General features: G+C 42.5%; 11 protein-coding genes, 1 tRNA gene and 1 other annotated feature (1 of these 13 only partly in view). Of the genes, 11 read left to right on the top strand and 1 reads right to left on the bottom strand.

Going from position 1 to position 11,990, the window contains the following annotated elements; all coding sequences use genetic code 11:
- Positions 1-177 precede the first annotated feature (177 nt).
- Genes DXC01_RS03465 through DXC01_RS03445 form a run of 5 tightly spaced genes read left to right on the top strand, consistent with a single transcriptional unit; the run spans position 178 to position 5,800 of the window.
- Positions 178-666 (top strand): signal peptidase I, encoded by a 489-nt coding sequence (locus DXC01_RS03465; RefSeq protein WP_118698265.1) that lies wholly within the window; start codon positions 178-180, stop codon positions 664-666.
- Positions 663-1,316, top strand: coding sequence for a TasA family protein (locus DXC01_RS03460; protein WP_022214765.1), 654 nt, complete (start codon positions 663-665; stop codon positions 1,314-1,316). The genes DXC01_RS03465 and DXC01_RS03460 overlap by 4 nt, the downstream gene beginning before the upstream one ends.
- 31 nt (positions 1,317-1,347) lie before the next feature.
- On the top strand, positions 1,348-1,899 hold the full coding sequence (locus DXC01_RS03455; protein WP_118698264.1) for a SipW-dependent-type signal peptide-containing protein: 552 nt from the start codon (positions 1,348-1,350) through the stop codon (positions 1,897-1,899).
- 14 nt (positions 1,900-1,913) lie between these two features.
- Positions 1,914-3,134 (top strand): hypothetical protein, encoded by a 1,221-nt coding sequence (locus tag DXC01_RS03450; protein WP_118252284.1) that lies wholly within the window; start codon positions 1,914-1,916, stop codon positions 3,132-3,134.
- Entirely contained in the window at positions 3,131-5,800 is a 2,670-nt protein-coding gene (locus DXC01_RS03445) for an isopeptide-forming domain-containing fimbrial protein (protein WP_158583612.1), read from the top strand. Before DXC01_RS03450 ends, DXC01_RS03445 begins: the two co-directional genes overlap by 4 nt.
- A 72-nt stretch (positions 5,801-5,872) precedes the next feature.
- Here the strand turns inward: DXC01_RS03445 and DXC01_RS03440 are convergent.
- A tRNA-Pro gene (locus DXC01_RS03440) sits at positions 5,873-5,946 on the bottom strand.
- Positions 5,947-6,073: 127 nt separating this feature from the next.
- Between DXC01_RS03440 and DXC01_RS03435 the strand changes: the two genes are divergently transcribed.
- The 6 genes from DXC01_RS03435 to DXC01_RS03410 all read left to right on the top strand — a co-directional run bounded on the left by DXC01_RS03435 (position 6,074) and on the right by DXC01_RS03410 (position 11,791).
- Positions 6,074-7,009 (top strand): hypothetical protein, encoded by a 936-nt coding sequence (locus tag DXC01_RS03435; RefSeq protein WP_118252282.1) that lies wholly within the window; start codon positions 6,074-6,076, stop codon positions 7,007-7,009.
- A 19-nt stretch (positions 7,010-7,028) separates the two neighbouring features.
- Positions 7,029-7,670: a hypothetical protein gene (locus DXC01_RS03430; RefSeq protein ID WP_118252281.1), complete on the top strand. Its 642-nt coding sequence runs from the start codon at positions 7,029-7,031 to the stop codon at positions 7,668-7,670.
- Positions 7,671-7,692: 22 nt separating this feature from the next.
- A complete protein-coding gene (locus tag DXC01_RS03425; protein WP_118252280.1) occupies positions 7,693-8,418 on the top strand; it encodes a transglutaminase domain-containing protein in 726 nt (241 codons plus the stop codon).
- Positions 8,419-8,439: 21 nt separating this feature from the next.
- The gene (locus DXC01_RS03420; protein ID WP_118698262.1) at positions 8,440-9,252 is read left to right on the top strand and encodes a hypothetical protein; all 813 of its coding nucleotides are present in this window, start codon (positions 8,440-8,442) and stop codon (positions 9,250-9,252) included.
- A gap of 72 nt (positions 9,253-9,324) precedes the next feature.
- Positions 9,325-10,836, top strand: coding sequence for an MBOAT family O-acyltransferase (locus tag DXC01_RS03415; RefSeq protein WP_118698261.1), 1,512 nt, complete (start codon positions 9,325-9,327; stop codon positions 10,834-10,836).
- Positions 10,823-11,791, top strand: a complete 969-nt coding sequence (locus DXC01_RS03410; RefSeq protein ID WP_022213748.1) for a hypothetical protein — start codon at positions 10,823-10,825, stop codon at positions 11,789-11,791. The genes DXC01_RS03415 and DXC01_RS03410 overlap by 14 nt, the downstream gene beginning before the upstream one ends.
- 123 nt (positions 11,792-11,914) lie before the next feature.
- Positions 11,915-11,990: a binding site (T-box leader), on the top strand (it continues 179 nt past the right edge of the window).

The following is an 11,990-nucleotide window of genomic DNA, read 5'->3' as shown; positions in this document are numbered from 1 at the left end:
AACAACGGCAGACATCTCTGCCACGGACTCTTCTTCTGAAGAGGATCTTTAGAATTCCATTTTTATTATTTTTTAATTTTAACTGCAAAGGGGCGTACTCTATGACGGGACTTTTGCGGGGCAGGCCTCCGCCGTAAGATCAATAAAATATCCTACATAAAAAGAAAGGCAGGATTTATGAAAACAGCAGAAAAAGCAGGACGGCTTTTTTTCGCGGTGCTTGGACTTGCAGGTCTGCTGTTGCTGATACTTCCCCGGGCCGGAATTTCTGTAGATATGGTTCTGTCCGGTTCCATGGAACCAAAGATCAGGACGGGAGGACTTGTATTTACAGATACCAGCCGGAAAGACCCTCAGATCGGAGATATCATCACATACAGCCTGAATGACAGTTTTGTGACACATCGTGTTATACGCAGAGAAGGCAGTATGCTGATCACAAAGGGCGATGCAAATGACGGGGAAGACCTGGCACCGGTAAGTGCAGGGCAGGTGCTCGGAACGGTAGTGTTTACAATACCGTTTCTTGGATATATGGCAGCTTTTATGAGACGAAAGACAATTTGGGCCATATGTATGCTGATGATTTCGCAGGAATTGATTTTTATAGTTCAGAATGAACTGACAGAAAGGAGAGCGCGAAAGAAAGCGCGGGCAAAAATATGAAAACAAACAAAAAAAGAAACCTCAAAAAAGCAGGATTTGTAGCAGGAGTTTTATGTCTGGCATCTATCGGTGGTGTATCTGCTTATCTGACAGATTTTGATAAAGCAGATAACCAGTTTACCGTCGGCAAAGTATCTATTGATCTGGACGAGCCTGGATTTAAACCGGAAGAACAGACAAAAATTGAGCCGGGAAAAGACGTAAAAAAAGATCCACAGATCAAAAATACAGGAGTAAATGATGCATTCGTCTATCTGGAAGTATCCATTCCGATGGCAGAAGTAGAGGCAGCATCAGAAGATGGAACACGATTAGGCAAAAGAGAACAGGAACTGTTTTCTTTCCAGACGCCGACAAACTGGACAAAATTAAGCTCCAAAAAAACAGGAGATAATCAGGTCTATGTCTATGCATATAATGAAGTGTTGAAGCCGGAGCAGACAACAAACACTTTGTTTGATTCTGTAAAATTCCTCAATATCATTGAGGGGCAGATCGATGAGAAAAATCTGAGCATTCCGATCAGAGCCTATGCAATTCAGACATCGTATACCGGAGGAGATTCTGCAAGTGTTGTTGACCAGGCAAGAACAGCGTATGAGAAATATGTAAATCAGAATAAAGGACAGGAAGGTCAGGTTACTCCGTAAGAAAGTGCAGAAAGAAAGCAGGTAGTAAGACATGAAAAACAGGAAGAAACTGGCTGTCGCATGTGCGGCGACACTGGGCTTCATCCTTGGAATCGGTGGTACGAATGCATATCTGACTTCTTATGATCAGGTAGTAAACGTGGTTGGCATGGGGAAGAACACGACAAATATCGTAGAAGAATTTCCCACACCATCACCTCTGCCCGGAGATGAAGATTCTGAACTTCCAAAAACAGTATGGGTCGCAAATGGAAATGTGCAGGGCGAAGAGGCTTCGGTCGACTGTTATGTAAGGGTATCACTGGGGTATTCCAACTCTGATATAGGCAGGGCAGTGACATTGAAGCAGATAGATCGGACAAACTGGGTGGAAGCAGATGACGGATTTTATTATTACAAAAAAGTCCTCCGGGAAGGAGAGAAGACAACGCCTCTCTTTTCAGGAATCTCCGTAGATTCTTCGAAACTTGAAAAGACATATCTGGATCAGATCGATGCATTTGAAGTACAGGTTTATGAGGAGTCTGTGCAGGCTGCCGGATTTGAGGATTACAGAAGTGCCTGGGAATTTTATCGGACTTAAAGGATGGAAGAACTATGAGGAAAAGAACAAAGATAGCGGCAGGAATTCTTTCTTTGAGCATCCTGGGGATATCAGGCGTGTATGGATATTTTTCGGACACTTTGCAGGTTGTGAACCATATCTCTGTGGGGGATATCAAGATCAGTGTGGAAGAATTTGAAAAGAAGGGAACAAAAGAAGTTCTTTACAACAATAAAGGAGATGTCCTTCCCGGGGCAGTGGTATCCAAGATCCCAAGGATCACAAACCGTGCTCTTCCGTGCTGGGTGCGCGCCAGAATCTTGTATACAAATGACCGGAAAGAACTGGAAGGTCTGGACGATACGAAACTTTCCGGTTTTTCTTCTAAATGGATCAAACGCGGAGAGTACTATTATTACACCAGTATCCTGAAGAGAAAAGAGACGGTCGATCTGTTCCAGAGTGTACATATTCCGGCATCCTGGAAAAAGGAGCATGAGCTTCAGAAACTGGGGCTGACCATTCAGGCAGAAGCAATCCAGGCAGCGAATTTCACACCGGATTTCAGTGCCATGTCGCCATGGGGAAATCAGCTGATTCGGCAGTGTATCCATGAAGAAGACGGAGCAATGACCTGCAAAAAGCCGCAGACGAAGCTGTCAGTGGAATTTAACGGAAAGGCGCATAAACTCCTGTCTGTGCCGGGAGATTTTTTTACAAATCTCGGAACTGCGATGCCGGGAGATGTGCTTACAGATACGATCACAGTGTCCAATACTACAGACAGTGCGGCGGAAATTTTGTTCCGAACCAGCACGGAAGGTAGAAACAGTGAGCAGATTGCGATGCTTAAGGATGTAAAACTTACCGTGGCAATGGGAAATAAGATTTTGTACAGCGGGACTTTGGATTCCACGGGTCTTGCCAGAAACAAAACGCTGGGAATTCTGGAAGCCGGACAGAAAGGAAGTATGAAGTTTCGGCTGGAGATTCCGGCAGAGTGGGATAACCGTATGGCACAGAAAAAAACAGATGTCACATGGATCTTTACTGTTAATGAAGAAGAAAAGACATCATCTTCCGATTCAACAGGAGGATCCGAAAGCGGGGAAAGTACTGCCCGGCCGGCAGTGACCAGAGATAACGGAAGCAAACAGGCAGACCATGTCAAAACAGGTGACTCGTCAGCAACAGAACTTCTGTTGATCCTTCTTCTTGCTTCTGGTGGCATGGTTCTTGTAATCAAAGCATGGAAAGGAGGCAGAGGAGTATGAAAAAAAGAATAATATCAGGAATTTTTGCTGCATTATTTGCTGTTTCTGCTGTTACGGGAATCTCTGCTGCCTCAGATTCTGTGTTTCAGGAAGAAATACAGGATGAGTTTCAGGATGCAGATGGAGATGAAGATATATTTATGCCCGGAGACGAAACAGAGAAAGCTGATGACGAAGATTTTTCAGAAGATGCGGACGGAGATTCTGCTGAGATATCCGAGACAGATTTTGAAGAAAATATGGAACCGGATTCTTTCGATGTGACAGTCAGAGCAGAACAGGGAACGATTGTATTTGAAACGGATCTTCTGCAGCTTAAAGAGGAACAGGAAAAGCTGAGTGCCGATGAACTTTTGCAGATGCAGGAACGAGAACATCTTTTTGTGGCAGGAGAAGCAGTGGGTTTCTATATCCATCCATTTGAAGGATATGAGTGCACAGAAGTAACAGCAGAAAGTGAAGGAGAAGCTGTTTCGGTAACTCTGGGAGAAGATCAGAGATATGAGTTTGTTATGCCGGAAAGTTCTGTGATTCTGAATGCAGAGTTTGAGAAAATTCCCGGGGAAGAAAATGAAGAAGCAGAGATTTTCAATGACGGAGAAGAAGCGGAAGCAGTAAGTACTTCTGCCAGGTCTACAGCAGTCAAGGCTGTGGCAGCAAATTATAAGATGAGACCAGAGTATGCCTTTGCATATGCTTTTCGAAAAGGTAAGACGAAACTTACGGAGGTGCAGGGGGCTTCTGCAAGCCTTCCGGCTAAACTGGATGCGCAGTTCGGTTGGTCCCAGAATGGTGCAACAAATTACAAGAATACCTTTTCGGCATGCAGTATTCAGAATGCTGCACAGAAGGGAAAAATTTCTGCAAAGTATACAAATGTAGGGGAATATAAGGGCAAAATTGTAGACCTGAAAATTACAGTGCCGGAATGGGGTACGGTAAGCTATACACATATGGGTGTTGACAATACTGTGATTTCTCCATGTATTCTGTTTTATAATGACAGGATTGCCTTTTCAACACTTTCTGTAGGAATTGTGCGCTTTAAGTTTGAGTTCTTCGATCATGAAACCGGAGATCAGATTTCTCCTAAAGGGCATGTGACGATGATGGACCTTGACGGAGGTCAGGGATTTCGTGTTTATGACGGATGGGGCGTAGATGCCATGTATATCCGAAGCGGGTACGAGCATCTACAGGCGACGACCGGAACTACAAGTAATGGAACGGTATACACAGAAGTATGTGCTCCAGAAGGAACATCAACAGATAACAACGATGTAAAAGGCTGGTGTCATGTAGATTTTAATAAGTCCTTTACAGTAAACTGGCTTGCAGGTGCGGGTGGACTGACAGGAAAAACTCCGTATTCAGCGTTTTTTATGTCAGGGGCACAGACAGTTGGAACCTATGAGCCGAATTCGGAACCTGAGAAGAAAGTCGGAGCTGTTGATTCGTCTTATAGCAGCATGAAACGACGTGAATCGGAATCGGATACAGCAGCGGAAAAACCTTATACTATCCCAAAGACCAAGGAATTTGATTATATGATCTCACAGACAGTTCTTCCGGGAGATTACAAAAAATTTGAGGTCACGGATCAGCTGGATTCCTGCCTGGAGTACAAAAGTGCTTCTGTCGAAACTGCTCAGGGGAATGATGTCACGCAGCAGTTCACGATCACTGCTACGAAGAATACAGTGAAGTTTGCGGCTGCGAACAGCTTCCTGAAGACTGATGCGGCCTGCAATAATGTAACCTATTATTTCAGGATCCATGTAAAAGCCAAAGCAGACAGTGTGATTGCCGCTCATGGGCATTATAAAGACGGTATTTATTATCATATTTCAAACCAGGCAAAACGACGTCTTGATTCCTCACAGATGGCAGACACCCAGGAAACAAATATGTCATGGGTACGTGGGATTATTGAAAGGAACTGCAGCATCCGCAAAACAGATGCGGCAGACAGCACGAAAGACCTGACAGGAGCAGTATTTCAGGCATATGCATGGGATGAACAGAAAAAGAGTTATGCCATTACGGGAGAGCAGTTTGCGTATACGGAGAAAACGAAATTATATACGAAAAAACTGCAATATACAGACCAGAACAAAGGAAAATTCAGACTGGTCGAGACACAGGCGCCAGAAGGATACCTTGGGAACTGGAAAGAAGATATCTCTATTCTGGACGAAAACCAGGACTTTGCGCTGGAAGTGTCAAATGAAGGAATACGTCCGCCATATGGTGAGATAACGATAACAAAAAAGATCCTGGAGAATGATATTATCTGGGCGCATGGAAATCCGGTTTTCCGGTTTGTGGTAAATGGAACAGATCGGAAAGGAAAAGCGCACAGTTACGAAAATTATGTAGAGTTCAGACAGGAAAATTACGAAAAACAGGGAGGCTATGCCGTTTTGAGCTGCACAATAGCCAAAGTTCCATTTGGAAGTTACACGATCAGTGAAAAAGAAACGCTGCGTTATAAATTTCAGGGCATCACAGCAAATACTCCCAATGTACAGATTACAGGCAGAGAAGGAACAGCAGTTCTGGACAGTATAAATGAGACAGCAGCAGTTACCTTTACCAATCTGAAAACACGTTATGACGGCTACAGTCATACAGATGTCGTGAGAAATATCATACCAGTCGCATAAAAGAATAAAATAAAACAAAAAGGCTTCCGAACGACCATAACGTCCAGAAGCCTTTCCTGTTGAATAAGAACATCGGGGAAATGGGATTTGAACCCATGACCTCACGGCCCCCAGCCGTGCGCGCTACCAAGCTACGCCATACCCCGAGAATATGTAGTATTATAGCAAGCAGAAAATACTTTTGCAACTGCTTTTTTTATTTTGATGGTCAATTGATTGAAATTGTCCAAAGAATATATTATAATGTAAAAAAACTGGAAAGGAGAGGAGGGAATGAAATTGGAAAGAAGTAGTTGGGCTGGCAGAACGATGCTGGTGGTATTCTTTTTTGCATTGATCCTTTCATGTGGAGCAGGGGATGTTCATGCGGCAGTGAATAGCAGCGCGAAGACTTCAGCATCCACTGGTAAGGGAAGTACTTCGAAAGTCAAGAAGGGACTTATCTGGGAAAAGGGTGGTTATCGCTATTATGTCAATAATAAACCTGTCCGGAATACATGGAAGATCATCAAAGGTAAATATTACTGGTTTCGTGAAAATGGCGTAGCAGCCAGAGGTGGGGCATGCAATGTAAGAGGGATATATTATGTATTTGATATGAACTCTCACAAAGTGACACCTGGAAGCACGAAAGTCGTAAAGATAAACACATACTGGTTTATCGTCAACAAATATGGTAAAGGCGTTGGCGGATGGCAGGAAGTAAACGGCAGAGTCTATTATGCTTACAAAAGTGGCAGATGCATAGTCAACAGGACTATAAGCGGTCTCAGGCTTGGCAAGAACGGATATGCGGTGGATACCATGCAGGCACGCTGTAAGATGGCAGCAAGGAGATTTATTGCAAATCATACAACAGCAGGTATGACCAATCGTCAGAAACTGCGGGCATGCTTTAATTATATTATAGGTTATAATAGATTTGTAGGAAGCATGGATCCTACCCCTGCTGAATTCAGAAGCCGCAGATGGGTATACAAATACGCAGTTCAGATGTTTGAAAACGGTCTGACAGGAAACTGTTATGGAATGGCAAGTGCAGTCGCAGCAGTTGCAAAGGAACTGGGATATCAGCCGTATGTGATCACTCTGGCAGAGGGACACAGCTTTGTGATGATAAATGGACGCTATTATGATAACATGTATGGAGCTTTATTTGATGCGGCTTCACGCCCGTCTTATGTAGCACAGTATAAAATAAAATTTTAAATAAAAAAGGAGAATCAACATGAAAAAAACCAGAAAAATCTTGGCAGTAGCACTTTTCCTGCTGCTCATGCTGACACCGGTTGTTTCAGTTTCTCAGCCAGTTACTGTGCAGGCTGCTGCAAAAACAACCCTGAAGAAATCAGGCGGCAGATATTACGCTTATGAGAATGGCAAGAAACTGTGTAATGCTTGGCGTAAGATCAAGAGCGGCAAGGTCAGCTATACCTATTACTTTGGAGCAAATGGTGCAGCCTATCAGGCCGACAAAGAAATGATGGGAAAATACAGTGTAATTGTCAAAAAGATCAAGGGTCAGTATTATGGCTTTGATTATCTGGGACACAGAGTTAAGGGAGTACGTGTGGGAAGTACCTCTGCATATGGAATGCCATATGTATATTACTTCAACGCAAACGGGACTTACAACAAAACAAAAACAGCACAGTTGAGAGCTGCTTCCAGAACAAACAAAAATGCAACAACAATCAAGAAACTTCTCGGAAAATACAAAAAATACAAAATTTCCAAAAACAGTTGTTTCAGAAATGGAAACGGAGTGGATATCACCTATACTTATGATAATGTAGAGTTATCTGTATTCCGTCCAAAGGGTAAGAGCTATAAATATGATGTTGTAGAGAGCCTTGTTTCACGCTACTAAGAAAGAAGAGGGAGAATCTAGCATGAAGAAAAAATTAACAGCACTCGTTTTAAGTCTTGTGATCGCAGCAATGCCGGCAGCAGCTCCGGTTATGAATGTACAGACCGTGTCAGCGGCAACAACCAAAGCAGCTGTTCTGAAAAATACATGGAGCAAAGATCATAAATATTATTATGACAAAAACGGCAAAAAAGTAAAAGGAATCCGTAAGATCGGCAAATATACCTATATCTTTGATTCCAAATATACACTTGTGAAAAACAAGAAATATTACAAATACAACGCAAGTACTTACTACAGGATCGATACTCGGGGACGTGCAACCAAACTGTCTCAGGTAGAGACACTGGCAGCAATCCGTCTTCAGAAATGTGGCGGTAACTTAAGAAAAGCGTTTAACTGGTCAGCATCTCTTCGCTACAATGGAAACTACAAAGTGGCAAAGAAAAACCAGACATATTATGGAATTTATGGTTTCCGTACAGGAAGTGGTGACTGCTATGTGATGGCAAGTACATTTTACTGGATGGCAAAGGTTGCGGGATATAATGCACATTATGTAACTGGTTACGTAAACAAAGGTAAAGGCAACGGACCTCATGCATGGGTTGAAATTAAGGTCAAAAACAACACTTATGTATATGATCCAAACTTCCAGAAGGAATACGGACCGAAAGGTTACACAGGATATGCAGTCAAATACGGACAGAAAGGTACTTTGAAGTATATCAAGAAAAAAGTCTACTAAAAAGAGAGGCAGGACAGGTAAATGAAGAAAAAAATCGTAACAATTTTAATGACAGCGGCAATTGGAACCAGTCTGTTAGCAGGCCAGGCTGTTATGGCAGCAGACACAGAAACAGCGACAGAAGCCAAAGCAGATGATACCGGGGATTCCAAAGAAACAGAAGAAGAAAAAACAATCGGTAAAAAACCGGAAACAGATAAAGACGCAGAGGGTGTTTTCAGCCTGAAATTCAAGAACCTTACAGGTAAGGTGATTACAGAAGTGACTGTCAAGAATGAGAAAGATGAGAAATATCCGGATAATTTCCTCGAAAAAGATGACAAGTTTGCAGCAGATGAAGAAAGAACACTCTGGTTTGACCCGAATGCAGACACAGAAGATGCAGCAGAGACAGCAGATGACAAGGACACAGAAGAAGCATCTGAAACATCTGAGCCGGAAGTTCAGAAATATGATATGCAGATTACATTCGAAGATGGAACAACTGCAACACTTCATACACTTCCGTTTGGCGATACAGAGGAAGCGGAACTTCATCTTGAAGGAGAAGTTGCTTATATTGTATTTGACAGCAAGGATCTGAAGAAATCTGTCAATACAAAGGAAACAGAGCAGGCACTGGCACCGAAACCGACAGAAGCACCGGCACAGCAGACATCCTCACAGACAGAGGATTACAGCTATGATTACAGCTATGATGACAGTTATGATGATTACAGCTACGATGACTACAGTTATGATGATTCCGGAGATTCTGACGGCGGAAGCGATGATTCCGGAGATTCTGACGGCGGAAGCGATGATGGATGTCTGGACAATGCAATTTTGAATTAATCAGTCAGGCAGGGGCACTGCATTAAGTAATTAGTGCAGTGCCTTATTCTGGCTTATGCAGGAGAAAATATCATGTCATTAGTATCAAATCTTTTTTTATTGTTTGTAGCGGCAGGAGTTATTGTATATTATCTTGTGCCTGCAAAGTGGCAATGGCTGGTGCTGTTGGCTTTCAGTTATATTTATTACATAGCGGGAGGCATCAGATATGTTGGCTTTCTGCTGTTTTCCACGTTTGTAACCTGGCTGACTGCGCTTGCCATAGAAAAAATGGAAACAGCAGGGAAACACAAAACCGCAAGGAAATTTGTGATCCTTGGGCTGGTACTTAATTTTGGAATGCTTGGTCTTGTGAAATACACAAACTTTGCAATAGAGAATCTGAATGCCCTGTTTCATATGAATCTGAGGGGAATGCAGATTCTGCTTCCACTGGGCATTTCCTTTTATACCTTTCAGTCTTCGGGATATATTCTGGATGTATACTGGAAACGATGCAAGGCAGAACATCATCCCTTGAAATATGCGCTGTTTGTATCCTTCTTCCCGCAGATCCTTCAGGGACCGATCGGAAGATACAGCAGACTGGCACATCAGCTTTATGAGCCTCATAAATTTGAGAGCGCGAATATTACAAGAGGTCTTGAGAGAATTCTCTGGGGCTTTTTCAAAAAAATGATCCTGGCAGATTGGTCAGCGGTTTTTGTAGATGCAATTTTTGATAATCCGAATCAGTATGGCGGCTTGGCAATCTTTGGAGTCCTGTTTTATACGATACAGCTGTATGCGGATTTTTCCGGTGGAATGGATGTTGTAATTGGTATTGCTTCCATGTTTGGAATTGAACTGGATGAGAACTTTACCCGTCCGTTTTTTGCAACGTCTATTACAGACTTCTGGCATCGCTGGCATATCACCCTTGGTACATGGATGAAGGACTATGTTTTTTATCCGGTGACGCTTTCTGGATGGATGAAAAAATTTGGAAGATGGGCAAAAAAAGTCTTTGGAAAGAAAACAGGTCGTACTTTACCGATCTGTCTGTCAAATCTGATTGTATTTTTTGTAGTTGGTGTGTGGCATGGTGCAGCATGGAAATATATCGTATATGGTATGTATAACGGTATTATCATTGCATTCAGCGGCCTTATGGCAGGAAACTACAAGAACTGGAAGAAAAAGCTCAATATTACGGGCAAAGAGAACTGGTATTATGTGTTTATGATCATCAGGACTTTTGTTCTGGTAAACATCAGCTGGTTCTTTGACCGTGCAGATACCGTTGGACAGGCACTTCATATGATGAGACTGGCGGTGACCAGATTTGCGCCGGCAGAACTGCTTCTGATTCCGGCAGGCAAGGAGGGAACAGCATTTACACCTTATGCATTGCTGATTCTTGCAGTTGGATGCATGATTCTGTTTATTGTCAGCGTTCTTCAGGAACGTGGTATCAGAATCAGGGAGACGCTGTCCAGATGTAGTTTACCGGTCACAGTGGCAATTTATTTTTGCCTGCTGTTATCCATTGGTTTCTTCGGATCAACAGCGGCAGTAAGGGGATTTATCTATGCACAGTTTTAAAAAATTTTCAAAAGCAGTTCTCGTCATTGCAGTCTGCACAGCAATACTGATACTGCTGGATACAGCACTTTATCCCTGCACTTTTATGAGAAACGATGTACATACAGTTGTAACACAGCAGTTTGATGACATTATTCTGGGAACTTCTCATGGTAAAATGGATATTGATCCGGAGTCCATGGAGGAAGTGAACGGACGTACAGGACATAATCTCTGCGTAGGTGGTGAATATGGGATTGATGCATATTATCTTACAAAGCTGATTACAGAGAAGCAGAAACCGAAACGAATCATTTATGAAGTGGATCCGGGATATTTTGTTACCGAAAAAGAAGAAGGAAACAACTATCTGCTGTTTTATCATGAATTTCCAGTCACAAAAGCGAAGGCAGAGTACTTCTGGAATTCTATTGTGAAATGTAATTTCCGAACAGTTTTGTTTCCGTGGTATGAATATTCACTTAGCTATGAAGTTCCAAAGATCAAAGAGACTTTCACACAGAAATTGAAAAAAGATTACAGCATCGAAGGGTTAAAGAGTGATTCTCAGGAATATCATGAGAGTGGATTTATCGAAAGGTATCCGGTGGATGTAAAGAAAATAAAGAAAACAGAGCCAAAACTGTTTGAACAGGATAAAGTCAGCAGCCAGAATATGGAATACCTCCAGAAGCTGATTTCATTCTGTAAAGAAAATGACATTGAGTTTGTGGCAGTAACCACACCGGTTCCAATTGCGGCATTGAAGGATTACAGTGATAATTATAATGCGGCGTGGAAGTATTTCGGTAAATTTTTTGAAGAGCAGGATGTAGAATATCTGAACTTTAACACACAGTACTTCAAGGTATTTACACATGACATGAAGGCATACACAGATTATGATGGTCACATGAATGGTGACGCGGCAAGACAGTATTCCAGAATCCTGGCAGAACTTCTGGATAAAAAATAATATTTACGTACCGGATTTCAAATAAGGAATCCGGTATATTGTTTTAAAGGGAACTTTTGAAATTCACCCTTGACAAGAATGAAATGTCATGTTAGTCTTACTACATCAGAAAAAGCAAAATGATGAAATGCAATGATAAGGAATAGTACATGCAAACCGGAGCGCAGAGAGCTGTCGGCTGGTGTAAGGCAGCAGAAGG

This window comes from Blautia sp. OM07-19, from assembly GCF_003481595.1.
GTDB classification, from domain to species: domain Bacteria; phylum Bacillota; class Clostridia; order Lachnospirales; family Lachnospiraceae; genus Blautia_A; species Blautia_A intestinihominis.
The sequence above is the reverse complement of the archived record's forward strand: the minus strand, read 5'-3'. Positions and strand labels throughout refer to the sequence as shown.